The organism is Burkholderia sp. LA-2-3-30-S1-D2, from assembly GCF_001523915.2.
Taxonomy (GTDB): domain Bacteria; phylum Pseudomonadota; class Gammaproteobacteria; order Burkholderiales; family Burkholderiaceae; genus Burkholderia; species Burkholderia diffusa.
Map to the genome: position 1 here is coordinate 1,023,575 of NZ_CP013384.1, position 24,450 is coordinate 1,048,024.

The following is a 24,450-nucleotide window of genomic DNA, read 5'->3' on the forward strand; positions in this document are numbered from 1 at the left end:
ATCGGTGTGCTGCGCAACATTGCCGCGCGGGCTGCGGACTCAGGCGCCCGTGCTGCCGGTCGCGCGGTGCGTGAGGACGTTCGGCAGGTCGCCGCGCACGCCGAAGCGTGCGATCAGCGCGGGGATCGCGTCGGCCGGCACGGGGCGCGAGAACAGGAAGCCCTGCGCCTCGATCTCGCCGAGCGCGGACAGCCATGCGATCTGCTCCTCGGTTTCGGTGCCCTCGACGACGACTGTCAGGCCGAGCGAGCGCGCGAGATGCACGATCGACGACACCATCACGCACACGCTGCGATCGTTCGGGATCGCCTGCACGAACGAGCGGTCGACCTTCAGCGTATCGACGGAGAAGCGGTGCAGGTACGACAGCGACGAATAGCCGGTACCGAAATCGTCGAGCGCGACCCGGATGCCGAGCTTCTTCAACGCGACGATCTTCTCGGAGACGAGCTCCGGATATTCCATCATCGCGGTCTCGGTGATCTCGATCTCGAGCCGGTTCGCCTCGATGCCGGTGTCCTGCAGCGCCTGCGAAATCGTCTCGATCAGGTCGCCGCGCCAGAACTGCACCGGCGAGATGTTGACCGCGAGCGTCAGCGTGTCGTGGCCATCGTCGCGCCAGCGCGCGATCTGTTCGCACGCGGTGCGGATCACGAAGTCGCCGATGGGCACGATCAGGCCCGTCGATTCGGCAATCGAAATGAATTCGTTCGCGGAGATGATCCCGTGCTCGGGGTGATCCCAGCGCGCGAGCGCTTCGAAGCCGGTGATCGTGCGGTGCGTCAGGTCGATCTTCGGCTGGTAAGCGAGGAACAGTTGCCCCTCGGCGAGCGCGACGCGCAATTGCTGTTCCCAGCGCATCAGGTGGTCCGCGCGATGCGACAGGTGCGGCGCGTAGAACTGGTAGCAGTTCTTGCCCGCGTCCTTCGCGCTGTACATCGCGAGATCGGCCTTCTTCAGCAGGTCGATCTCGCTTTCGTTCGCGACGGTGTGCAGCGCGATGCCGATGCTCGCGTGCAGCACGAACGAACTGCCGCGCACGTCGAACGACTCGGCGAACATCCGGATGATCGCTTCCGCGAGCCGCACCGCGCGCCGTTCGACGTCGTCGCCCTTCATCACGACGACGAACTCGTCGCCGCCGATCCGTGCAAGCGACCCTTCGTCGCCGACGGCATCCGACAGGCGCGACGCGGTCATCTGCAGCACGATGTCGCCGGCGTTGTGGCCGAGGGTGTCATTGACGGTCTTGAAGTTGTCGAGGTCGATGAACAGCAGGCCCAGCCGCGACAGGCTGGCCGGCATCGACACGTCGTTGCGCAGCCCGCGCAGCGTCGCGTAGCGGTTCGCGAGGCCGGTGAGGAGATCGTACTCGGCGAGCTGGGTCATCTCGCGCTCGCGGCCGAGCAGCTTGCCGATCAGCCCCGTCGCGACGCCGAAGAACGCGAGCATCGCGAGCGTGATGAAGCTCGTCATCAGCAGATAGACGTTACGCGTGTGGTAGTAGTCCGCGAATTCTTCGGACTGCGACAGCCCGACCATCACCGCGAGCGGGTAGCCGTCGAGGTGGCGGTACGACACGATGCGCGTCACGCCGTCGATCGGGTCGATGATCGTGCCTGTCACGCGCTCGGAGATCGGGTAGACGCCCGATGCGGAGAACGCGCCGGGTGCGTTGTTGAGCGAGCCGGTGCGCCGCGCGAGCACGGCGCCCGTGTCGGACACCACGGCGATCACGCCTTCCTTGCCGATCGCCGCGTTGTTGTAGAAATCGTTCGTGAAGTAGCTCGGGTCTTCCGACACCACGACGATGCCCGCGAAGCTGCCGTCCGGATTGTTCAGGCGCCGCGTCATCTGCAGCGTCCAGTGGCTCGACACGCGGCCGAGCACGGGCTTGCTGATGTACAGGCGATCGTCGTTGTGCGCGAGGTGGACCTTGAAGTGCTCGCGGTCGGCCAGGTTGATCGGCTTCGGATGGAGTTCGGCCGTGTTCGCGAACAGGATGCCCTTCGCGTTGACGAGCGAAACCTGGATCAGCGTGTCGCTCGGCACGACGCCTTTTTCGACCGCGCTCGCGAGGTTGAAGCGCGCGGGCGATTTCTCGAATTCGAACTTGACGAAGCGGGTGATCTGGTCGACCTGGTGGATCGCCTTGACCGTGTGCTGTTCGAGCGCCGACGACAGGATCGCCGCCGAGGCCGCCGCTTCCTTGTACGCGCTGTCCTTTTCGACCGACAGCCGCGCGACGATCACCGCCCACAGCAGCGCAAGCGCCAGCATCCCGAGCAGCGGGATCGCGAACAGCGCGCGCCGGCGCGACTTGCGCGGCGCGCGCAGCGGTCGGTTCGGCGGCTTGTGGTTTGACCGGGCGGAGCTCATCTGAGAGGGCGGCGTCCTGCTCGCATGCGTCATCCGTCTGGATGGCTGGCTATGGTTCGGGTTGTCCCGACGTCTGTTCGTTCGCGGGACACGCAACCATGGACAGACCTCCGAAACAACGGATTAGGCCCGATATTACTGGCTGGAACGCTTTTGCGATAGTTGGGCGAATCGTAGGGGCGCCGGACGGGCCGGCGCCATCGCACATCGCGAAATGTTAAACAGGAGACCGGAAGGTGCCGTCGACGACCGTGACGACGTGGCCGCCGATCCACGTGGTGCCGTCTTCGTCATAACTGACGGAGATGCGGCCGTCGCGGCCGATGGCCGTACCCTGGCGGGCCGTGTACGACTGGCCGGGGCGGCGCTCCTGCCGCGTCAGCAGCCCGGCCAGCGCGGCGTTGGCGCTGCCGGTGACCGGGTCCTCGCCGAAGCCGAAGTTGCCGCCCGTCATCAGGCAGCGGATTTCGAATGTCGCTGGGCCGCCTTCGGCATGCGGCGCGTAGACCGCGAGGCCGTCCACGCCATAGCGGCGCGTGAGTGCCTCCAGCGCGGCCGGATCGGGCGACAGGCCGACGCACGCGTCGGCCGACTTCAGTCGCACGACCAGCCACGGCGCGCCGTTGTCCACTGCACACGGCTCGGCTTCCAGGTCGATCGCGTCACTGCGCAACGCGGCAGCCAGCACCGCGTAGTCCGAACGGTCGAGCGGCGTGACGCGGGCAGGCGGCGCGGCGAACGCCCAGCCGCCGGCCTGCTCGCGCAGCGCGACCCGGCCGACCCCGCACTGCTGGATCAGCCGGCCCGGCGTGCGTGGCCGCGCGCCGCTTTCCAGGAACGCATGCGCGGTGCCGAGCGTCGGATGGCCGGCGAACGGCAGTTCACCGGCCGTCGTGAAGATCCGCACGCGGTAGTCGGCGTCCGGATCGGTCGGCGTGCAGACGAACGTCGTTTCCGACAGGTTCGTCCAGCGGGCGATCTCGAGCATGGCGTCGTCGCCGAGCGAATCGGCGTCGAACACGACGGCGAGCGGGTTGCCCTTGAACGGCACCGACGTGAAGACGTCGACCTGCTTGAAGCGGACGAGACGACCGGTCATCTCGATGCGCCCGTTACGCGACTTCGGCGATCAGTTCGATCTCGACGCATGCGCCGAGCGGAATCTGCGCGACGCCGAACGCCGAACGCGCGTGCTTGCCTGCGTCGCCGAACACTTCGGCGATCAGTTCCGACGCACCGTTCGTCACGATGTGCTGTTCGGTGAAGTCGAGCGTCGAGTTGACGAGGCTCATCAGCTTCACGATGCGCGTGACCTTGTTCAGGTCGCCCGTGTGCGCGTGCAGCGTCGCGAGCAGGTCGATCGCGATCGAGCGTGCGGCCGCCTTGCCGTCTTCCGTCTGCAGATCCGCGCCGAGCTTGCCGGCCCAGACCTTGCCGTCCTTCTTCGCGATGTGGCCCGACAGGTAGACCGTGTTGCCGCTTTGCGCGCTCATCACGTAGGCGGCGGCGGGTGCGCCGGCGGTCGGGAGTTCGATGCCGAGCGACTTCAGTTTGTCGTAGACGTTAGCCATGTGTTCGATTCCTCGTTGAGAGTCGTGACAGGAAAAAGGGGATCAGAGACGCTCGCGCAGCAGCTTGCCGAGGCGCGCGACGCCTTCCTCGATCTTCTCCGGCGGCACCGTCACGAACGACAGGCGCAGCGTGTTCTGCTGCGGGTCGTTCGCGAAGAACGGCGCGCCCGGCACGAAGGCGACGTGGTTGGCGACCGCGGCCTCGAGCAGCTTCATGCTGTCGATCTGCGCGGGCAGATTGACCCAAATGAACATGCCGCCGTCCGGGCGGTTCCACGTGACGCCTTCCGGCATGTGGCGCGCGAGCGACGCGAGCATCGCCTCGCATTGCGCGCCGTACAGCTGGCGGATCGTCGGGATGTGCTCGTCGAGGAAGCCGTCCTTGATCACTTCGTGCGCGATGCGCTGCGTGAGCGTCGGCGTGTGCAGGTCGGTGGCCTGCTTGGCCTGCACGAGCTTGAAGTGGAGCTCCTCGGGGGCAATGATGTAGCCGATCCGCAGGCCCGGCGCGAGCACCTTCGAGAACGTGCCGAGGTGCACGATATGGTCGGGCGCCATCGACAGCATCGTCGGCAGCGGTTCGCCCTGGTAGTTCAGTGCGCCGTACGGGTCGTCTTCCAGCACCGGGAACGGGCTCGACTGCGCGAACGCGGCGAGCGCGCGACGGCGCTCGACGGGCAGGCGGCGGCCGGTCGGGTTCTGGAAGTTCGGCTGCGCGTACAGCAGGCGCGCACCTTGCGTCAGGTCGGGCGTGAGGCCTTCGGGCAGCAGGCCCAGCTCGTCGGTCGGCACCTGAACGTAGCGCGGCTCGTACAGTGAGAACGACTGCAGCGCGCCGAGGTAGGTCGGGGTTTCGACGAGGATCGGGCTGTCCGGATCGATCAGCGCCTTGCCGAGCAGGTCGAGCGCCTGCTGCGAGCCGGTCGTGATCAGCACCTGCGACACGCGCACGCTGTAGCGCTCGGCGATCCATTCGCGCAGCGGCAGGTAGCCTTCGGTCGCGCTGTACTGGAGTGCGGCGGCGGGCGCATCGCGCAGCACGCGGTCGGCCGCGGCGCGCATGCGTTCGGCCGGGAACGTCGCGGGAGCGGGCAGGCCGCCTGCGAACGAGATGACCTCGGGGCGTTCCGTGACCTTCAGGATCTCGCGGATCGCAGAGCTCGTCAGCTTGCGGGCGCGTTCGGAAAGCTGCCAGTGCGGCGGATGCAGGTCGCTCGGATTCATAGTCTCCTCGTTCGGATATCGTGGTCAGTCAAGAAAGGTCGATCGGGCTGATCGCGTCGACGCGGCCGGGTGGGCGCGCGGGAGCGCGATCGGGCCGTCGCGGCCGGGTGGGCAAAACCGTTCAGGCAAAGCGAACATTATGGCGCACCTCATCAACCGGCGCGAGCGGCGCGCGGGGCCGTGGCCACCGCCGAGCGCCGGCCCAGCATCACGGTCGCGATCACGGCGGCCGCGAACAGCCAGGTCGACGGCGTCACCGTCTCGCCGAACAGCAGCGCGGAAAAGGCGATCGTGAAGAAGATCTGCAGCAGCTGCACCTGGCCGACGCGCGCGATGCCGCCCATGGCGAGCCCCGCGTACCACGCGAAAAAGCCGATGAATTGCGAAAAAAGGGTCACGTAGCCGAATGCAAGCCACGTGCGCAACGCGAGCGGGGCAGGGTGCGCGACGTGCTGCGTCCATGCGAGCCAGCCGACCGGCAGCACCAGGAACGGCGCGGACACGACGAGCGCCCAGCAGATCACCTGCCAGCCGCCGATCTGGCGCGCGAGGCGCGCGCCTTCCGCGTAGCCGAGCGCGCCGATGCCGACGGCGACGAGCATCAGTGCGTCGCCGGCCTGCACCGTGCCGCCGCCGTCACGCAGCGCGAACGCGATCACGAGCGCGCTGCCCGCCAGCGCGCTGGCCCAGAACGCCTTCGACGGCCGCTCGTGCGACAGCCACGCCGCGTACAGCGCGACGAACAGCGGCTGCAGCCCGTTGACGACCGCGCCGTGCGAGGCCGGCACGGTTTTCATCGCCCAGGCGGAGAACACCGGATACGCGATGATCACGCCGGCCGACACGACCGAGAGGCTTTTCAGCTGCGCGCGGGTCGGCAGCCGTTCGCGGCGCCACCACAGCAGCAGGCCGGCCGGCACCGACGCGGCGAGCGCGCGGCCGAGCCCGTTCAGCAGCGGATTGAGTTCGGAGACGACGATACGCGTCATCGGCAGCGTCAGGCTGAAGATCATCACGCCGATGAGGCCGAGCAGCATGCCCCGGGTTTCGCGCGAATTCATGAAATGGGTGTCTCCGTAATGCGGGGTTCGTGTAATCGAGGGGCGGCAGGGGCGTTCAGCGCAGCGTGCGTGTGCCCTGCGGCGTGTCGAATTCGGCGACGAGCGCCGGCGGGCCGTCGCCGGTGTCGAGGTCGAGCAGATGGCCGGCGTCGAGCCAGTCGAGCTGCTCGCGGATGACGTCCGCATGCGGGTGGATGCCCTTGAGCGCTTTCAGTGCGACGCCGTCGTTCGGCAGCGATTCGGCCGGATGGCGCGGGCTGTCCCACTGGATCAGCGATGGCACGAGGCCGTCGCCGACGCCTTGCCACGCGGGAAACGCGCCGTCGTCGGGCACCGTGAGACCCCAGCTCAGGTCGCCGCGCCGCATCGCGACGACCGGCGCGATGCGCGCCGGGTACTGGCTTTGCCACATCGCGAGCTGGCGCGGGCGGTCGACGCGCGCGACCCAGTGCGCGAGAAACGGGCCCTGCGCGAGCCGTGCGTGCATCGCCGGATCGTCGAGCGCGAACAGCCGCGCGCGCGGCGGCGTGGCGCCGTCGTCCGGGGTGGGTGCGTCGGGGTCGATCGCGATCACTTCGAGATAGAGCCCGCCCCAGGCGCCGAACAGCGCATTGTGGGTCCGCATCAGCGGGTGGCGGCCGCCGCCGGCCGGCTCGATGCCGAGCGAAGCGGCGACATGGCGCACGCCTTCGTCGAGCGTGCGCGCGGCGATCACGAGATGGTCGAGGGTCAGGGAGCGGGCTGGCATGAACGTCGGTCGGGAAGCGAAAGTGTCATGGTGGGCGGGCGATGCGCCGGACGGTTGCGGAACCGGCCGGTGCCCGGGCCGCGATGCAGGCCCGGTGGTGCGACACCGCGTGCGGCAAGACCGCGACGGCAGCCGCACGATCACCATTCGTGCCAACTGTAATCGTCGGCACCGGCACAGTAACGGTACAATCGGCGCGATAGCCTTCGGTACAGTTGGAGCCGCCACCACCCATGTCCACCGTCCCACTCGCCCAGATTCCCGCGCCGCACGATACGGCCACGCTCACGCTCGTCGACCAGCTCGTCCAATGGGCGCGGCGCCGAATCGACGAACGCGTGTTCCGGCCCGGCATGCGGATGCCGTCGATCCGCAAGCTCGCGCTCGACAAGAGCGTGTCGCGCTTTACCGTGGTGGAAGCGTACGAACGGCTCGTCGCGCAGGGCTACCTCGACTCGCGGCGCGGTTCGGGTTTCTACGTGCGCGAGCGCACGGCCACCGGCCCGCAGCCGGCCGACAACGTGGTGCGCGTGGCCGAGGCCGCGCCCGTGCACAACACGATCGACGTCGTCTGGCTGCTGCGCAACATGCTGCACACCGTCAGTCCGGAAAAAGGGCCGGGTCTCGGCTACTTGCCGGGCCGCTGGCTCGACGGCGAGCTGATCACCGGCGCGCTGCGCGCGCTCGGGCGCCAGTCCGGCGCGCAGATGCTCGGTTTCGGTACCGCGCAAGGCTTCCTGCCGCTGCGCCAGCAATTGCAGACGCGGCTCGCGGAAGTCGAGATCGGCGCGAAGCCCGAGCAGCTCGTGCTGGTGTCGGGCATCACGCAGGCGATCGACCTGATCTCGCGGATCTACGTGCGGCCCGGCGATGCGGTGATCGTCGGTGATCCCGCGTGGTTCCAGATGTTCGGCCGCTTCGCGTCGCAGGGCGCGCAACTGGTCGGCATGCCCTATACGCCCGACGGCCCCGATCTCGACGCGCTGGAAACGCTCGTGCAGATGTGGCGGCCGAAGATGCTCGTGATCAATTCGGTGCTGCAGAACCCGACCGGCACGTCGCTGTCGGCCGCGCAGGCGTTCCGGATCCTGAAGCTCGCGGAGGCGTACGACTTCCTCGTCGTCGAGGACGACGTGTACGGCGACCTGTGCCCGCCGAGCTATCCGGCCACGCGGCTCGCGAGTCTCGACCAGCTGAAGCGCGTGATCTACCTGGGCAGCTATTCGAAGACGCTCGCAGCGAATTTGCGGGTCGGCTATGTCGCCTGCGCACCGGAAATCGCGAAGGCGGTCACCGACCAGAAGATGCTGGTCGGCATGACGACGCCGGAGCTCAACGAGCGCGTCTTGTACAAGATCCTGACCGAAGGGCATTACCGGCGCCACGTCGAGCGGCTGCGCGCGCGGCTCGACGGCGTGCGCGACAAGACCGCGCGGATGCTCGAGCGTACCGGGTTGCGGCTCTTCACGATGCCGGCGGCGGGGATGTTCCTGTGGGCCGACACGGGCGTCGATTCGGACGCGCTCGCGGCCGCCGCGCACGAGGAAGGTTTCCTGCTGACGCCGGGGAGCCTGTTCTCGCCGCAGCAGTCGTCGTCGACCTGGACGCGCTTCAACGTCGCGAACTGCGGCGATCCGGCGCTGCCGGGGTTTCTCGCGCGCTATATCGAAGCGGCGGCGCGGCGCGCGTCGTGACGGGGGGCGGCAGGCCGCCCCTTGAAATCCCGCTCGCCCGTCCCCAGATACCCGCGCGAACCGCTTGCGCCAGGCGGTCGTCCTTGACGGGCCCGCCGGCATCGCGCGCCGGCCGCCCGCGCCACACCATTCAAGTTCATGTAAGAGGAAACAGCATCCATGGCACACGAAACGATGAGCTTTCAGGCAGAGGTCAAGCAACTCCTCCACCTGATGATTCATTCGCTCTACAGCAACAAGGAAATCTTCCTGCGCGAACTGGTGTCGAACGCGTCCGACGCGGCCGACAAGCTGCGTTTCGAAGGGCTCGCGGACAACGCGCTGTACGAGAACGATCCGAACCTGCGCATCCGCATCGGCTACGACAAGGCCGCGCGCACGATCACGATCGACGACAACGGCATCGGCATGAGCCGCGACGAGGCGATCGCGAACCTCGGCACGATCGCGCGTTCGGGCACCAAGGAATTCTTCACGAAGCTGTCCGGTGACCAGCAGAAGGACGCGGCGCTGATCGGCCAGTTCGGCGTCGGCTTCTACTCGGGCTTCATCGTCGCGGACAAGATCACCGTCGAGACGCGCCGCGCGGGCCTGCCGGCGAACGAAGCCGTGCGCTGGGAAAGCGCGGGCGAGGGCGATTTCACGATCGACGCGATCGAGCGCGCGCAACGCGGCACGACGATCACGCTGCACCTGCGCGAAGGCGAGGACGAACTGCTGTCGTCGCACCGCTTGAAGTCGATCATCCAGAAGTATTCCGATCACATCGCGCTGCCGATCCTGATGCAGAAGGAAGAGTGGGATCAGGAAAAGGGCGAGATGGTCCTGAAGGACGAGGACGAGACCGTCAACCAGGCGAGCGCGCTCTGGACGCGTTCGAAGAGCGACGTCACCGACGAGCAGTACACGCAGTTCTACCAGCATATCGCGCACGACCACCAGGATCCGCTCACGTGGACGCACAACCGCGTCGAGGGCCGCAGCGAATACACGCAGCTGCTGTTCGTGCCGGCGCATGCGCCGTTCGACCTGTGGAACCGCGATTACCGCGGCGGCCTGAAGCTGTATGTGAAGCGCGTGTTCATCATGGACGACGCCGAGCAACTGCTGCCGCAATACCTGCGCTTCGTGAAGGGCGTCGTCGATTCGGCCGACCTGCCGCTGAACGTGTCGCGTGAAATCCTGCAGGAAAGCCGCGACGTGAAGGCGATCCGCGAAGGCGTGACCAAGCGCGCGCTGTCGATGCTCGAGGAACTCGCGAACGCGGAAGAGGACGCCGGCAAGGAGAAGTACAAGACGTTCTGGAGCGCGTTCGGCCAGGTGCTGAAGGAAGGTCTGGGCGAGGATCACGCGAACCGCGAGCGGATCGCGAAGCTGCTGCGCTTCGCCTCGACGCACGGCGACACCGACGCGCAGGACGTGTCGCTCGCCGACTACGTGTCGCGCATGAAGCCCGAGCAGAGCAAGATCTACTACGTGACTGCCGATACGTGGCAGGCCGCGAAGAACAGCCCGCACCTGGAAGTGTTCCGCAAGAAGGGTGTCGAGGTGCTGCTGCTGACCGATCGCGTCGACGAATGGATGCTGTCGTTCCTGCATGAATTCGACGGCAAGCCGCTCGCGAGCGTGGCCCGCGGCGATCTCGACCTCGGCGAGCTGAACGACGAGGAAAAGAAGGCGCAGGAGCAGGCGGGCGAGGCGATCAAGCCGGTCGTCGAGAAGATGAAGGAAGCGCTCGGTGACAAGGTGAAGGAAGTGCGCGTCACGTTCCGCCTGACCGATTCGCCGTCGTGCCTCGTCGCGGACGATAACGACATGAGCGGTTACCTGCAGCGGATGCTGAAGGCGGCCGGCCAGAACGCGCCGGCGATGCAGCCGATTCTCGAGATCAATCCTGAGCACGCGCTCGTGAAGCAGCTGAACGCCGACAGCGCCGATTTCGGCGACTGGTGCCACCTGCTGTTCGACCAGGCGTTGCTGGCCGAAGGCGGGATGCTCGACGATCCGGCGAGCTTCGTGAAGCGGACCAACGCGCTGCTGCTGTCGCGCTCCGCGTGAACGCGCGGATGCGATTCGACGGCGCACGGGCGGGCTGGCGCGAAACGCCCCGGCCCGGCTGCACGCTCGACCAGCGCGACTGGCTGACGCGCGGTGGTTCGTTGACCGCGCATCTGGCGCGGCTCGGCGCTGTGAGCGTGCGCGTGACGCGCGAGGCCGTCGACTGCGCGTGGTTCGACGAACCGGACGCGCTCGACAGTGCGCCGCGTGCGCCGATGTGGGTGCGCGAGGTGATCCTGTCGGTCGACGGCATGCCGTACGTCGCCGCGCACAGCATCGCGCCGCTCGCGGCCAGCAAGGGCGTGTGGCAGGCGATGCGGCGGTTGCGCACGCGGCCGCTCGCGGAGCTGCTATACAGCGATCCGCAAGTCGAGCGCTCCACGCTCGTCAGCCGGCGCGTGATCGCCGGTCATCCACTGTATGCGCTCGCGAGCCATGCGTTGCAGGGTGCGCGGGCGCCGCATGCGTTCGCCGCGCGGCGCTCGGTGTTCCAGCGGCACGGCAAGCCGTTGATGGTCACCGAGTGCATGCTGCCTGCGCTGTGGTGCCATCTCGATGCGCACGGCGACGGGCCGGGCGGAGCGGCATGATGCTGCAGGGTTTTGGGCCGGTCGTCGGGCCGAATACGCACACGATGATCCTCGGCAGCTTTCCGGGCGAGGCGTCGCTCGATGCCGCGCAGTACTACGCGCATCCGCGTAACCAGTTCTGGCGGTTGCTCGGTGCCGTGCTCGGCGAGCCGGGGCTGCACGAGCTTGTGTACGACGCGCGGCTCGATCGCGTGCTTTCGCACGGCATCGGCATCTGGGACGTCCTCGATGCGTGCCATCGACAAGGCAGCCTCGATTCTGCTATCCGGAATGCGAAGCCGAACGACTTTGCGTCGTTGCGCGAGCATGCGCCGTTGCTCAAGCGCGTGTGCTTCAACGGCAAGACGGCAGGGCGGTTTGCGGAGGTGATCGGCGCGGCCGGATACGACACGCTCGTGCTGCCTTCGTCGAGCCCGGCGAACGCGATGCTGTCGTTCGAGCAGAAGCTCGCCATCTGGCGACAGATTCTTTCCTGAGATCGATTGCGCCGAGCGCCCTGGCCGGGCGCCGCCGCGCCATCCGCTTTGCGCGGCGGCGCTGCTTCACGCCCGCACGTCATCTCATTTACGGTGACACGATTTTCGACCAGGGTTGCGACATCGGAGTCCTCTGCGTCGCAAACCTCACGGGGCCGTCGTCTCCATCGCGAAAGACATACAGGCAGCCGTCACCGGAGTGGCCTTTCCAGGTCAGGCACAGCTCGCCCTGCGGGCCGAGTTGCCATCGCGCGTTGTCGCTCTGTCCTTTGCTGTTGTTCGCATGGAGCATGCCGTTGTCCTCCAGCTGCCAGGTCACTTCGGTGCCGTCGCGAAGGCGCACGAACGTCACGCGCTTGCCGACCAGCATCGCCGCGGCTTCGTCATGGCTCAGCCAATGGCGGGCCATGTTCGCCATGACGATGGTCAGCGGCTTGCTGATGCCGTGCCGTCGAACGCCTGTTGATCGGACGATTCGGCGGATATCGTCGCGCCGATCACTCGTCGTCGCCCCATCGCCACCGGGGCTTCTCGCCCTTGAGCAGGCACACTGCAATCAGCAGCGCGACCCACACCACGACGCAGGTGCCGTATGCAAGCGGCGAGCGTTGCGGCGGCACGAGCCAGGCGGTGGCGAGGATCCCGATCGCTAACAGCAGCAACACGACCCATCCCTGCCATGCGACCGGCAACCCCCAGCCCCATCCGTAGCGCTTTGCCGGAAACCAGATCCTTTTGCCGTTCGAGTTCACGCGTCCTCCCTGGATCACCGAATGCAGCGTAGCGCCAACCGGATTCGAAGTCATGCAGGGCATGCGGCACGGCCACGATCCCCCGCCAATGCTATCCTCTCGTCCGCTAAAACCAGCTTCACCCAGCGAGATTCACACATGACCCGACTGATCAAGCGCGCGTCCGCCGAGGCGCGCGCGTTCAAGCAACGCAAGCCGGCCGCCTACAACGGCTCCGAAAAGCTCCAGCCGCCGCGCGTGAAGCGCCGTCCGGAGATCGACGAACACGACGACGTGCCCGTCCTCGAGGCGCCGCGCAAGCCGCGCTTCGCACCCGTCACGTTCTCCGAAGAGCGCGGCGTGCGCTTCCTGCACTTCGGTACCGAATGGGTGCAGGGTGCGATGCGGATCTCGAAGCCGCTGCACATCGAGCTCGAATACGCGCAGCAGATGATGGCGTGGCTGCTGTTCCTCGAAACGCCCGAGCGGATCGTCCAGCTCGGGCTCGGCACCGGCGCGCTCACCAAGTTCTCGCACCGCTTCCTGCCGCACGCGAAGGTCGAGGCCGTCGAACTGAACCCGGCCGTGATCGTCGCGGCGCGCACGATGTTCGCGCTGCCGCCCGATGACGCACGCCTCGTCGTGCATGAAGCCGATGCATGGGATTTCGTCAACGATCCGGCCAACCGCGGCACGACGGGCGCATTGCAGATCGACCTGTACGACGCGACCGCCCGCGGCCCGGTGCTCGACAGCGTTGCGTTCTACCGCGCGGTGCGCGGCTGCCTCGCCGACGCGGGCGTCGCGACGATCAACCTGTTCGGCGACCATCCGAGCTTCGTGCGCAACATGAAGCATCTGAACGCGGCGTTCGACCATCGCGTGATCGCGCTGCCGGAAGTGCACGACGGCAACCGGATCGCGATCGCGTTCTCGGGCCCCGCGCTCGACGTGTCGTTCGCGCAGCTGGAAGCCCGCGCGAAGCTGATCGAGGACACGCTGAAGCTCCCCGCGCGCAAGTGGGTGAAAGCTTTGAAAGAAACGACCGGCGCACGCGAATCCTCGTTCGCGATCTGACGCTCATGCACCGGTCGCATGCCGGTGCAACCACTTGACTGGGGGGCGGATCACCTCGGGTTCGCCCCTGCTTGACCGCTCGCTCGCGGCTCCTATACTGGCGCGAAGCCAGGGGAGCCGCAGCATACCCGTTTTGCCCCTCCTCTCGCCGCCGTACCCGCTTGACAAGATCGATAACCGGGAAAGATGAGGAGACGTCATGGCTCACGATGCCGACGCCAATCGGGCCGCCAAGCGCTGGCTCTGGCTGCTGGTGCTGCCGCTGATCGCGATGGTCTGGGTGCCTTCGTACAGCAAGATCGAACCGCAATGGTTGGGTTTTCCGTTTTTCTACTGGTACCAGTTGCTGTGGGTGTTCATTAGCGCGGTGATCACCGCGTTCGTGTATTTCAAGACCAAGCACGCATGGAAGGCAGGCGGCACGCAGGGAGGTGCGCGATGAATCTCGGCGCGACCTTCGTCTTCGTACTCCTGTTCATCGGTGTCACCATACTCGGTTTTCTCGCCGCGAACTGGCGGCGCGGCGATCTCGCCCACCTCGACGAATGGGGGCTCGGCGGCCGCCGCTTCGGCACGATCGTCACGTGGTTCCTGCTCGGCGGAGACCTCTACACGGCCTATACGTTCGTCGCGGTGCCCGCGCTCGTGTTCGGCGCCGGCGCGATGGGCTTCTTCGCGTTGCCGTACACGATCCTGATCTACCCGTTCGCGTTCGTCGTGTTTCCGAAGCTGTGGAGCATCGCGAAGCGGCACGGCTACGTGACGGCCGCCGACTTCGTCAACGCGCGTTACGGCAGCCGGATGCTCGCGCTCGCGATCGCGGTGACGGGCATCCTCGCGACGATGCCGTACATCGCGCTGCAGCTCGTCGGCATCGAAGTGGTGATCGGCGCGCTGGGTTTCGACACTACCGGCTTCGTCGGCGACCTGCCGCTCATCATCGCGTTCGCGATTCTCGCCGCATACACCTACACGTCGGGGCTGCGCGCGCCCGCGATGATCGCGATCGTGAAGGACATCCTGATCTACATCACGATCGCGGCGGCGGTCATCGTGATCCCCGCGAAGCTCGGCGGCTTCAGCCACATCTTCGCGTCGGTGCCGCCGGCGAAGCTGCTGCTGAAAGCGCCCGATGCGACGAGCCTGAACGGCTACAGCGCGTATGCGACGCTCGCGATCGGCTCCGCGCTCGCGCTGTTTCTGTATCCGCACTCGGTCACGGCGATCCTGTCGTCGGCGTCGGGCAACTCGATCCGCCGCAACATGGCGATGCTGCCCGCGTATTCGTTCGTGCTCGGCCTGCTCGCGCTGCTCGGCTACATGGCGCTCGCGGCGGGCGTGAAGGACATGCCGCAGTACGCGCCGTACTTCAAGGCGTTCGGCCCGAACTTCGCGGTACCCGCGCTGTTCCTCGAATATTTCCCGTCGTGGTTCGTCGGCGTCGCGTTCGCGGCGATCGGCATCGGCGCGCTGGTGCCGGCGGCGATCATGTCGATCGCGGCCGCGAACCTGTACACGCGCAACATCCACCGCGAGTTCGTGAACCGCAACATGACGCACGACCAGGAGACGCACGTCGCGAAACTCGTGTCGCTGATCGTGAAGGTCGGCGCGGTCGCGTTCATCCTCGGGCTGCCGCTGACGTACGCGATCCAGTTGCAGCTGCTCGGTGGGATCTGGATCATCCAGACGCTGCCGGCGATCGTGCTCGGCCTGTACACGCGCGTGCTCGACCATCGCGGCCTGCTGGCCGGCTGGGCGGCAGGCATCGTGTGCGGCACGTGGATGGCGATTTCGCTGAAGCTGGCCAGCTCGATCTTCACGATCCACCTGTTCGGTCTCGCGATTCCCGGCTACGCGGCCGTGTGGTCGCTGGTCGTGAACCTGGTGGTATCGGTGGCGGTGAGCGTGCTGGTGCGCATGATGGGCATGGCGCACGCGGAGGACCGCACGCGGCCGGAGGATTACCTCGACGTCGCCGAGGGCTGAACGCCTCCCGGCTGTTGCAATTTCGACACGGCGCCCGCGACGCAAATCGCGGGCGTTTTGCATGGTCCGCCGTGAACGCCCCGTGCGGCCGTGCTTCCGTTTCCGTTGATCTCCAAGCGATTCTAGGATAGTCGCGCCGCGGCGAAAATCGGTGGAAGACCGATTGGAAGCTGCGCTTCCCGTTTGCCAGTATTGCGTCCCGCCCGGCCACGCCGGGTGATTCGATCTCGACACGATTCGACTACATGAGGGATGCAATGATGAAGATTGGGTTGCTGGTGCTTGGCCTGTGGTGCGCCGCGCTTGCCGGTTGCGTGAACGCGTACTACCGGTGAGGCGAACGATGAGAGTCCTGTTGATGTGGGTGCTCGTCGCCCCGATCCTGCTCGCCGGCTGCGCGAACATGTATTACCGGTGATGGTGGGCCCGATGAAAACGATCTTGCCGGCCGCGCTGCCGTGCGCGATGCTCGCCGGCTGCATTTCAGTCTACGGTCCAGGACAGCGGTACGCGGCGCGCGATGCGCCGCCGCAGCGGCAGGATACGTCCGACGGCGCGCACGGCGCCGACGATGCGTCGGGCATCGCAATCGGCAATCGCAAGTATGACGAAGTATGGACGGCCGTCGCGCAGTTCTACGCGGACCACAAGCTTGCCGTGCGCGTCAGCGATCGCGACGCGGGGCTCCTGGCCGCCGCCTATGCCGATTATCCGAACGCAGGGAATTTCCTGGATTGCTCCGAGCTGAAGCAGACGTCCAACGTGACACACACGCTGAAGGTCGTGACGCGCATCGACGACGCCACGCAAGGCGTGACCGTGTCGATCGACGTCGCGGGCACGGCCAGCGTGGTCGCGGCCGGCAAGCAGAAGAGCGCGCGCGTCGCGTGCCGCTCGAACGGCACGCTGGAGCGGGCGCTGGCGGAGGCGCTGCGCAAGTAGCGAGGCCGCCCGGACCACAGCGCTTGCGCGGCGGTCCGGGCGGCGCGCGTGCGTTACTGCCCCGCGCGTTTCGCGAGATCCTCGCGTTGCGAGAGATCTTCGACGTTGACCATCCAGTGCACGCCGAAACGATCCTTCGCCATGCCGAAGCCGAGCGCCCAGAACGTCTTGCCGAACGGCATCGTCACTTCGCCGCCGTCGGCGAGCGCATTGAACAGCTTCTGGCCTTCCTCGACCGTCGCCGGGTTCAGCGACAGCGAATAACCCGAATGCGTGCCGCCCGGCTGGCTGCAGTCGCCGTCCGAGCACATGATCATCGAGTCGCCGATCGTGAAGCTCGCATGCATCACCTTGTCGCTCATCTCCGGCGACATCGGGTAGTCGGGATTCGGCGGCGCGTCCTTGAAGTGCATCTTGAACATCGTCTTCGCGCCGAGCGCCTTTTCGTAGAACTGAAGGGCCTCTTCCGCGCGGCCGTAGAACGTCAGATACGGTTGGACCTGCATCGTTGTCTCCTGTTGGCCGGGCCGGCGTGTCGGTGCCGGCCCGGGTACTTCCAAGATTGACCGGGAAGAGCACGCCGGGATGCGGTCGGCGCACTCGTGACGTGGATTGTAGTGCGCGCGCTTGACGATGGAATGAAAAATAAAAACGGCCGCGAACACGGAGTTCGCGGCCGTTCGTCACGCTTGCTGACGGCTGTTGTCAGTCTTGCTGACAGTTCAACTGACAGCCGTCACGTGCAGCACGGTTCAGCGCAGTGCATCGATCAGCTTCTCGAGCTTCACCGCGTCGGCGGCGAACACGCGGATGCCCTCGGCCAGTTTTTCCGTTGCCATCGCGTCGTCGTTCAACTGGAAGCGGAACGATGCCTCGTCGATGGCGACGCGCTCGGTCGGCTTGTCCTGCAGCGCGTCCGGCGACAGCTTGCGTGCCACCGTATCGTTGCTTTCCTGCAGCTTCTGCAGCAAATCGGGGCTGATCGTCAGCAGGTCGCAGCCCGCGAGCTCGGTGATCTGGCTCGTCGTGCGGAAGCTCGCGCCCATCACTTCGGTGTTGTAGCCGAACGTCTTGTAGTACGTGTAGATGCCTCGCACCGACTGCACGCCCGGATCGTTCGCACCGCCGTTCTTCGCTTCATCCCAGTCGGCCCCGGCCTGCTTCTTGTACCAGTCGTAGATGCGGCCGACGAACGGCGAGATCAGTTGCGCGCCAGCTTCCGCGCATGCGGCGGCCTGGACGAGCGAGAAAAGCAGGGTCATGTTGCACTTGATCCCTTCCTTCTGCAGCACCTCGGCCGCGCGAATGCCTTCCCACGTCGACGCGAGCTTGATCAGGATGCGCTCGCGGCCGATGCCGGCGGCTTCGTAAAGCTTGATGAGCTCGCGACCCTTGTCGATCGAGCGCTGCGTGTCGAACGACAGGCGCGCATCGACCTCGGTCGACACGCGGCCCGGGATCAGCTTCAGGATCTCGGTGCCGAATGCGATCAGCAGGCGGTCGATGATGAAATCGGTGCTTTCGTTGCGATGATCGCGGACGGTTTTCTCGAGGATCGGCTTGTACGCGTCCTTCTGGACGGCCTTCAGGATCAGCGACGGGTTCGTGGTCGCGTCCTGCGGCTTGTATTGCGCAAGCTGCTGGAAATCGCCCGTGTCGGCGACGACGGTCGTATATTGCTTCAGCTGGTCGAGTGCGGTAGTCATGGCGATTCGGGAGGAGGGCGCAAGGCGCCGGGGTTCTCACGGGCCGCGCGAGCGCGGCAGCGAAGCGAGGCGGCGCCCGGGCGCCACCTCCGATCCGCTATTTTAGGCCCGAATCGCGTCGTGCACGTTTCGGCGTGCCGTTTGCGGTGCGGGGCCGCGCCATGCGGCGCTACGCGGGGCGCCGCGCGTTCAGGATCACCTGCGTGACGATCCCCGCGACGAGCCCCCAGAACGCCGAGCCGATCGACAGCAGCGTGAGGCCCGACGCGGTGACCATGAACGTGACGAGCGCGGCTTCGCGCTGCTTCACGTCCTGCATCGCATTTGCGAGCCCGCTCATGATCGAGCCGAACAGCGCGAGCGCGGCGACCGACACGACGAGCGCCTTCGGCAGCGCCGCGAACAGCGCCGCGATCGTCGCACCGAAGATCCCGGCGACCAGGTAGAACGTGCCGCACCACACGGCGGCCGTGTAGCGCTTCGCGTGATCCTCGTGCGCCTCGGGGCCGGTGCAGATCGCGGCGGTGATCGCCGCGAGGTTCACGCCGTGCGAGCCGAACGGCGCGAGCAGCAGCGATGCGAGACCCGTGGTCGCGATGAGCGGCGACGACGGCGTCGAATAACCGTCCGCGCGCAGCACGGCGATGCCAGGCACGTTCTGCGATGCCATCGCGACGACGAACAGCGGAATGCCGATGCTGACGATCGATGCGATCGAGAACGCGGGCATCGTGAACACGGGCTGAGCGAGCGCGATGTGGAAGCGGCTGAAGTCGAGCAAGCCGAGACCGCCGGCCACCGCAGTGCCGACGATCAGCGTCGTGACGATCGCGTAGCGCGGCGCGAGTCGCTTGACGATCAGGTAGGTGAAGAACATCGCGAGCACGAGCGCGGTCTGGAACTGCGCGGCGCGGAAGATCTCGATGCCGATCTCGAACAGGATGCCCGCGAGCAAGGCGGCCGCGATGCCGGCCGGAATGCGCCGCATCAGCGTGTCGAACAGCCCGCTCACGCCGACCGCGGTCAGCAGCAGCGCGCACACGACGAACGCGCCGATGGCCTCGGGGTACGGCACACCGGGCAGCGACGCGATCAGCAGCGCGGCGCCGGGCGTCGACCATGCGACCACGACAGGCGCGCGAAAGCGCAGCGACAGGCCGATCGTCGTCAGCGCCATGCCGATCGACAGCGCCCAGATCCACGACGAGATTTGCGCGTCTGTCAGGTGCGCGGCGCGGCCGGCCTGAAACATCAGCACGAGCGAGCTCGTGTAGCCCGTCATCATCGCGACGAAGCCGGCGACGAGCGCGGAAACGGACGTGTCGGTGAAAAAGCGGCGGCCGCCGGCGCGGCCAGCGCTCGCGGTGGGCGAAGGGTTCATGCTATCTCCGGGGGAGGCCGCTCCGACGCGGCCTTCGTGTCTGCAGGGCGGGTTCGTTATTTGCTGAGTGCGCGCATCGCGGTTTCGAGGCCCGCGAGCGTGAGCGGATACATGCGCTGACCGAGCAGGTCGCGGATCACCGCGACCGATTGCCGGTACTCCCATAGCCGCTCGGGCTCGGGGTTCAGCCAGGCATGGTGGGGAAACTGGTCCGCGAGGCGGCGCAGCCAGACGGCGCCGGCTTCCGGGTTGTTGTATTCGACCGAGCCGCCGGGCTGCAGCACCTCGTACGGGCTCATCGTCGCGTCGCCGACGAAGATCAGCTTGTAGTCGGGCGTGAACTTGTGCAGCACGTCCCACGTCGCGGTGCGCTCCGAGTGACGGCGGCGGTTGTTCTTCCACAGGTGGTCGTACACGCAGTTGTGGAAGTAGTAGAACTCCAGGTGCTTGAATTCGGCCTTCGCGGCCGAGAACAGCTCTTCGGTGCGCTTGATATGGTCGTCCATCGAGCCGCCGACGTCGAGCAGCATCAGCACCTTCACGTTGTTGTGACGCTCGGGCACCATCCGCAAGTCGAGCCAGCCGGCGTTCGCGGCCGTGCTGCGGATCGTGCCGGGCAGGTCGAGCTCCTCGGCCGCGCCTTCGCGTGCGAAGCGGCGCAGGCGCCGCAACGCGACCTTGATGTTGCGCGTGCCGATTTCGACCGAATCGTCGTAGTCGCGGTACGCGCGCGCCTCCCACACCTTGACGGCGGTGCGGTTGCCGTTCGACGGGCCGCCGATGCGCACGCCTTCCGGGTTGTAGCCGCCGTGCCCGAACGGCGCCGTGCCGCCGGTGCCGATCCACTTGTTGCCGCCTTCGTGGCGTTCCTTCTGCTCGTCGAGCAGTTCCTTCAGGCGCTCCATCAGCTTGTCGAGCCCGCCCATCGCTTCGATCTGCGCCTTTTCCTCCGGCGACAGCTCGCGCTCGAGACGCTTCTCGAGCCAGTCGAGCGGAATGTCGAACGCGTCGGACGGCAGCACGGACACGCCATGGAAATACGCGCCGAACGCCTGGTCGAACTTGTCGAAGTACTGCTCGTCCTTGACGAGCGTCATCCGTGCGAGGAAGTAGAACGCGTCGATCGACGGCGAGATCAGGCCAGCCTTCAGCGATTCGAGCAGCGTCAGGTATTCCTTCACCGAGACGGGCAGCTTGGCTGCGCGCAGCGCGTAGAAGAAATTGAGCAGCATGGCCGGGCCTTCGCGGGTGGGTTACCGGTTGTGCCGGTTCATGTAGACGAGCCGCTCGAGCAGGCTCAGATCCTGCTCGTTCTTCAGCAGCGCGCCCGCGAGCGGCGGCACGATCTGCTTCGCGTCGGCGCCGCGCAGCGCGTCGGCCGGGATGTTCTCGGCGAGCAGCAGCTTCAGCCAGTCGAGCAGCTCCGACGTCGACGGCTTCTTCTTCAGCCCCGACACGCCGCGCAATTCGAAGAAACTTTGCAGCGCCGCCTGCAGCAATTCTTCGCGGATGTTCGGAAAGTGGACCGCGACGATCTGCTGCATCGTCGACGCATCGGGAAACTGGATGTAGTGGAAGAAGCAGCGGCGCAGGAACGCGTCGGGCAGTTCCTTCTCGTTGTTCGACGTGATGATCACGAGCGGGCGGTGCTTCGCGCGTACCGTCTCGCGCGTCTCGTACACGTGGAATTCCATCCGGTCGAGCTCGCGCAGCAGGTCGTTCGGGAATTCGATGTCGGCCTTGTCGATCTCGTCGATCAGCAGCACGCTCGGGTGCTCGGCGTCGAACGCCTGCCACAGCACGCCCTTGACGATGTAGTTCGAGATGTCCTTCACGCGTTCGTCGCCGAGCTGCGAGTCGCGCAGCCGCGATACCGCGTCGTATTCGTACAGGCCCTGCTGCGCCTTCGTCGTCGACTTGATGTGCCACTGCAACAGCGGCATGTCGAGCGCGGCCGCCACTTCCTCGGCGAGCATGGTCTTGCCGGTGCCGGGCTCGCCCTTGATCAGCAGCGGGCGTTGCAGCGCCAACGCGGCGTTGACCGCGAGCTTCAGGTCGTCGGTGGCGACGTAGTGCGAGGATCCTTCGAAACGCATGGCGGCGCTCTTTCCTGGTCGCAAAAAAACCCAGTATAAGTCAGAAGGGCTGTCCGGTTGGCCCGGGGCCGCGTATCGTTGCGGGGCTGCGGCGGGGCCGGACTGGGGCGCCATATGGACGCGTTCCCCGCCGACGCGGTACAATCTGGCCGTTTTTTTTGGCCTGCGTGGCGATCCGATAAGCAAAACGGCGCGGGCCGTTGCCGCTTCGGCGCCAGTTTCCCCTCAAGCTAGGTTACAAGAGCTATGAACAAATTCGTCGGCAAACACGTCGTTGTCGCAGCGCTCGTGGCGCTCGCGGGCAGCGCGCAGGCGGCCGGTGTGGTCGGCAACCCGAAGGACGGGGCGAGCAAGGCCGCCATGTGCATCGGTTGCCACGGCATCCAGGATTACCGCGCGGCGTACCCGGAGGTCTACCGGGTGCCGGTCCTCGGCGGCCAGAACCAGCAATACCTCGAGAACGCGCTGAAGGCCTACCGCAAGAAGGATCGCCACTTCCCGTCGATGAATGCGATCGCCGGTTCGCTGACGGACCAGGACATCGCGGATCTGGCGGCCTACTATGCCGCCCAGAAGGCCGACACGAAGGACAATCCCTACAAGTAAAGCGCGCGCCGCCGATCTGACCGGCGGGACAGGAGCATTCATGAATAACGCATTCAAGACGGCGGCGGTTGCACTGGCGGCCGGCCTCGCGATCGGTACCGCGCATGCGGCGGACACCACGAAGGGCAAGGAGCTGGTCGAGTCGCACAATTGCGCGGCCTGCCACGGCGCGCAGCTGAACAAGCCGATCAACGCAGAGTATCCGCGCCTCGCCGGCCAGCACGCCGACTACCTCGTGTGGGCGATGCGCCAGTACCAGATGGGGCTGACGAACCCGCTGCTCGGTCGCAATAACGCGATCATGCAGGCGCAGGTGCAGAACCTGTCGGTCAGCGACATGAAGGACATCGCAGCCTACATCGAGTCGCTGAAAGAGACCGATCTCGTCTTCAAGAAGTAAGCGCATCGGACCTTCCCGGTCCGTGCAGCCAGAGTACCCCGCCGCGGCGGGGTATTTTTTTGTCCGCGGCGCTCAGTCGCGCGATGCGCGGCGCAGGATGCGCTGCAGGTACGCGTCCGTATCGGGCGGCGTGCCGGTGCGTTGCGCTTCCCAGATCGTCTCGCCGAGGCATTCCATGATCATGTGCTGCGCCTCGTGGGTCGAATCGAGCTTCGCGGCCAGCTTGTCGTGCGCGGCGCGGATGCCGGGCGGCTGGTCGATCGACAACTGCTCGCTGATCGCGAGGTGCATCGACAGGTGCAGGAACGGGTTCGTGCGGCCTTCCTCGGGCGTGTAGTCGCGCGCGGCGGCGCCGTCGGCGTCCGCGAGGTCGTCGTGGTATTCGGGATGCTCGACGATCCAGTCGGCTGCCATCGCTTCCAGCGGCGTCAGGATCTCGCCGGCGCGCTGCTTGCGCCAGGTCTCGGTGAAAAAGCGACGGACTTCGTCGCGACTCGGATTGAACATGGTGGGGATGCGTCGTGATTCGGGCGGCGTCATGCCGCGTCGCGCATTGTACGCCGGGTCGGCGCACGGCGCTGGCGGCGGGCGGCGCGCGGGCGGGGCGCCCGCCGTGGCATAGCGCGGGCGGCGTCAACTGGAGTCGGCCGGCGCGGGCCGCGGCGCGGCGCAACGGGTAAGCGCGGGCTAGGCTGCCGGCCACCGGGCCGTTAAACTCCGACGATTCCCGTCGTCGCGCTCACACCGTTCCATCATGTCCGCCACCGTCCGCTCATCGTCCGCCGCGCTGCAGGGCGCGCTCTATGTCGCGCTGTCCGCTGCCGCATTCGGCGCGATGGCGATCTTCGGTCGTTATGCGTATGCGGCCGGCGTCGACGTGCTCGGGCTGCTCATCGTACGCTTCGCGATCGGCGGCGCGGTCCTTGCCGCGATCGCCCGGCACCGCCGCGTCGCATGGCCGCGCGGCCGCGCGCTCATACCGCTCGTGGCGATGGGCGCGTTCGGCTACGTCGGGCAGTCGTTTTGCTATTTCAGCGCGCTCCAGCATGCGCAGGCGAGCCTCGTCGCGCTGCTGCTGTACCTGTATCCGGCCTTCGTCACGCTGTTGGCCGCGTGGTGGCTCGGTGAGCGCCTCACGCGCGCGAAGGCGGTCGCGCTCGTGCTCTGTGTCGCGGGCTCCGCGCTGATGGTCGGCGGCGGCCACGGCGAGCCGCTCGGCATCGCGCTCGCACTGGCCGCCGCGGTGATCTATTCGCTGTACATCGTTGGCGGCACGAAGGCGACGCGCGGCGTCGATCCGCTCGCGACCACCGCGATCATCTGCCTGTCGGCGACCGCGACGCTCGTCGTGATCGCGATCGTGCGGACCACGGCGTTCGGCGCGCCGCCGCGCTGGCCGGAGACGGCCGCCGGCTGGGCGTCGATGCTCGCGATCGCGCTGGTGTCGACGGTCGCGGCGATGCTCGCATTCTTCGCCGGGCTCGAGCGGCTGGGGGCCGCGCGCACGTCGATGCTGTCGACGCTCGAACCGGTCGTGACGGTCGCGCTCGCGGCGCTGCTGTTCGGCGAGGCGCTGTCGCCGTTGCAGTGGGCTGGCGGCGTCGCGATCCTCGCGGCCGTGCTGGCGCTCGTGCGTGCGGGCGGCGCAGCGGCCGACGACGCGACGGCGACGTCCAACGCATAAGCAGGGAAACGGGGAAAGTCGTGGGGGCCGCAACGGC

General features: G+C 66.9%; 25 protein-coding genes. 11 read left to right on the top strand and 14 right to left on the bottom strand.

Annotated elements, in window-relative coordinates:
* Window positions 1-39: 39 nt before the first annotated feature.
* From WS66_RS17395 to WS66_RS17420, 6 genes are all read right to left on the bottom strand, one after another.
* Window positions 40-2,379, bottom strand: coding sequence for a bifunctional diguanylate cyclase/phosphodiesterase (locus tag WS66_RS17395; RefSeq protein WP_059600350.1), 2,340 nt, complete (start codon window positions 2,377-2,379; stop codon window positions 40-42).
* Between the two features lie 217 nt (window positions 2,380-2,596).
* A complete protein-coding gene (locus WS66_RS17400) occupies window positions 2,597-3,478 on the bottom strand; it encodes a PhzF family phenazine biosynthesis protein (protein ID WP_059600351.1) in 882 nt (293 codons plus the stop codon).
* A gap of 13 nt (window positions 3,479-3,491) precedes the next feature.
* Window positions 3,492-3,950 (bottom strand): RidA family protein, encoded by a 459-nt coding sequence (locus WS66_RS17405; RefSeq protein WP_034208050.1) that lies wholly within the window; start codon window positions 3,948-3,950, stop codon window positions 3,492-3,494.
* 42 nt (window positions 3,951-3,992) lie between these two features.
* Window positions 3,993-5,174, bottom strand: coding sequence for an aminotransferase-like domain-containing protein (locus WS66_RS17410; protein ID WP_059600352.1), 1,182 nt, complete (start codon window positions 5,172-5,174; stop codon window positions 3,993-3,995).
* A 152-nt stretch (window positions 5,175-5,326) separates the two neighbouring features.
* Window positions 5,327-6,235, bottom strand: coding sequence for a DMT family transporter (locus WS66_RS17415; RefSeq protein WP_059600353.1), 909 nt, complete (start codon window positions 6,233-6,235; stop codon window positions 5,327-5,329).
* 55 nt (window positions 6,236-6,290) lie between these two features.
* The gene (locus tag WS66_RS17420) at window positions 6,291-6,983 is read right to left on the bottom strand and encodes a VOC family protein (RefSeq protein ID WP_059600354.1); all 693 of its coding nucleotides are present in this window, start codon (window positions 6,981-6,983) and stop codon (window positions 6,291-6,293) included.
* Window positions 6,984-7,216: 233 nt separating this feature from the next.
* Between WS66_RS17420 and WS66_RS17425 the strand changes: the two genes are divergently transcribed.
* The 4 genes from WS66_RS17425 (at window position 7,217) to WS66_RS17440 (ending at window position 11,801) form a co-directional block, all read left to right on the top strand.
* On the top strand, window positions 7,217-8,677 hold the full coding sequence (locus tag WS66_RS17425; RefSeq protein WP_059600355.1) for an aminotransferase-like domain-containing protein: 1,461 nt from the start codon (window positions 7,217-7,219) through the stop codon (window positions 8,675-8,677).
* Window positions 8,678-8,836: 159 nt separating this feature from the next.
* Window positions 8,837-10,735 (top strand): molecular chaperone HtpG, encoded by a 1,899-nt coding sequence (gene htpG, locus WS66_RS17430; protein WP_059600356.1) that lies wholly within the window; start codon window positions 8,837-8,839, stop codon window positions 10,733-10,735.
* Between the two features lie 8 nt (window positions 10,736-10,743).
* Window positions 10,744-11,325: a chorismate--pyruvate lyase family protein gene (locus tag WS66_RS17435; RefSeq protein WP_059600357.1), complete on the top strand. Its 582-nt coding sequence runs from the start codon at window positions 10,744-10,746 to the stop codon at window positions 11,323-11,325.
* Complete coding sequence (locus tag WS66_RS17440) at window positions 11,325-11,801, top strand: DNA-deoxyinosine glycosylase (protein ID WP_059600452.1); 477 nt, start codon at window positions 11,325-11,327, stop codon at window positions 11,799-11,801. The genes WS66_RS17435 and WS66_RS17440 overlap by 1 nt, the downstream gene beginning before the upstream one ends.
* 88 nt (window positions 11,802-11,889) lie before the next feature.
* Here the strand turns inward: WS66_RS17440 and WS66_RS17445 are convergent, their stop codons facing one another.
* The gene (locus tag WS66_RS17445) at window positions 11,890-12,219 is read right to left on the bottom strand and encodes a hypothetical protein (RefSeq protein ID WP_059600358.1); all 330 of its coding nucleotides are present in this window, start codon (window positions 12,217-12,219) and stop codon (window positions 11,890-11,892) included.
* 79 nt (window positions 12,220-12,298) lie between these two features.
* Window positions 12,299-12,553 (bottom strand): hypothetical protein, encoded by a 255-nt coding sequence (locus WS66_RS17450; RefSeq protein ID WP_059600453.1) that lies wholly within the window; start codon window positions 12,551-12,553, stop codon window positions 12,299-12,301.
* 138 nt (window positions 12,554-12,691) lie between these two features.
* Here WS66_RS17450 and WS66_RS17455 point away from each other — a divergent pair, with 138 nt between their 5' ends.
* From WS66_RS17455 to WS66_RS17470, 4 genes are all read left to right on the top strand, one after another.
* On the top strand, window positions 12,692-13,609 hold the full coding sequence (locus WS66_RS17455; RefSeq protein ID WP_059600359.1) for a hypothetical protein: 918 nt from the start codon (window positions 12,692-12,694) through the stop codon (window positions 13,607-13,609).
* Window positions 13,610-13,808: 199 nt separating this feature from the next.
* Window positions 13,809-14,051: a DUF3311 domain-containing protein gene (locus WS66_RS17460; protein ID WP_059600360.1), complete on the top strand. Its 243-nt coding sequence runs from the start codon at window positions 13,809-13,811 to the stop codon at window positions 14,049-14,051.
* Window positions 14,048-15,598 (top strand): monocarboxylate uptake permease MctP, encoded by a 1,551-nt coding sequence (gene mctP, locus WS66_RS17465; RefSeq protein WP_059600361.1) that lies wholly within the window; start codon window positions 14,048-14,050, stop codon window positions 15,596-15,598. The genes WS66_RS17460 and mctP overlap by 4 nt, the downstream gene beginning before the upstream one ends.
* Before the next feature lie 429 nt (window positions 15,599-16,027).
* Window positions 16,028-16,540, top strand: a complete 513-nt coding sequence (locus WS66_RS17470) for a hypothetical protein (protein WP_159086556.1) — start codon at window positions 16,028-16,030, stop codon at window positions 16,538-16,540.
* 53 nt (window positions 16,541-16,593) lie between these two features.
* On the opposite strand, the gene WS66_RS17475 is transcribed toward WS66_RS17470, so the two are convergent.
* From WS66_RS17475 to WS66_RS17495, 5 genes are all read right to left on the bottom strand, one after another.
* Window positions 16,594-17,046 (bottom strand): VOC family protein, encoded by a 453-nt coding sequence (locus WS66_RS17475; protein WP_059527353.1) that lies wholly within the window; start codon window positions 17,044-17,046, stop codon window positions 16,594-16,596.
* A 246-nt stretch (window positions 17,047-17,292) separates the two neighbouring features.
* Entirely contained in the window at window positions 17,293-18,246 is a 954-nt protein-coding gene (tal, locus tag WS66_RS17480; RefSeq protein WP_059600363.1) for a transaldolase, read from the bottom strand.
* A 169-nt stretch (window positions 18,247-18,415) separates the two neighbouring features.
* Window positions 18,416-19,627: a benzoate/H(+) symporter BenE family transporter gene (locus WS66_RS17485; protein WP_059600364.1), complete on the bottom strand. Its 1,212-nt coding sequence runs from the start codon at window positions 19,625-19,627 to the stop codon at window positions 18,416-18,418.
* Window positions 19,628-19,683: 56 nt separating this feature from the next.
* Window positions 19,684-20,859 carry a vWA domain-containing protein gene (locus WS66_RS17490; protein ID WP_059600365.1) on the bottom strand — a complete coding sequence of 392 codons (1,176 nt, stop codon included), beginning with the start codon at window positions 20,857-20,859 and terminating at the stop codon, window positions 19,684-19,686.
* Between the two features lie 21 nt (window positions 20,860-20,880).
* Window positions 20,881-21,723 carry an AAA family ATPase gene (locus tag WS66_RS17495; RefSeq protein ID WP_059600366.1) on the bottom strand — a complete coding sequence of 281 codons (843 nt, stop codon included), beginning with the start codon at window positions 21,721-21,723 and terminating at the stop codon, window positions 20,881-20,883.
* 246 nt (window positions 21,724-21,969) lie between these two features.
* Here WS66_RS17495 and WS66_RS17500 point away from each other — a divergent pair, with 246 nt between their 5' ends.
* Both WS66_RS17500 and WS66_RS17505 read left to right on the top strand, forming a co-directional pair.
* Entirely contained in the window at window positions 21,970-22,329 is a 360-nt protein-coding gene (locus WS66_RS17500) for a c-type cytochrome (RefSeq protein WP_011885616.1), read from the top strand.
* Window positions 22,330-22,369: 40 nt separating this feature from the next.
* Window positions 22,370-22,729, top strand: coding sequence for a c-type cytochrome (locus tag WS66_RS17505; RefSeq protein ID WP_011885615.1), 360 nt, complete (start codon window positions 22,370-22,372; stop codon window positions 22,727-22,729).
* Window positions 22,730-22,801: 72 nt separating this feature from the next.
* On the opposite strand, the gene WS66_RS17510 is transcribed toward WS66_RS17505, so the two are convergent.
* The gene (locus WS66_RS17510) at window positions 22,802-23,269 is read right to left on the bottom strand and encodes a DUF1841 family protein (RefSeq protein ID WP_442859298.1); all 468 of its coding nucleotides are present in this window, start codon (window positions 23,267-23,269) and stop codon (window positions 22,802-22,804) included.
* Window positions 23,270-23,483: 214 nt separating this feature from the next.
* Here WS66_RS17510 and WS66_RS17515 point away from each other — a divergent pair, with 214 nt between their 5' ends.
* Window positions 23,484-24,413 carry a DMT family transporter gene (locus WS66_RS17515; RefSeq protein ID WP_059600368.1) on the top strand — a complete coding sequence of 310 codons (930 nt, stop codon included), beginning with the start codon at window positions 23,484-23,486 and terminating at the stop codon, window positions 24,411-24,413.
* The last annotated feature ends 37 nt before the right edge of the window (window positions 24,414-24,450 follow it).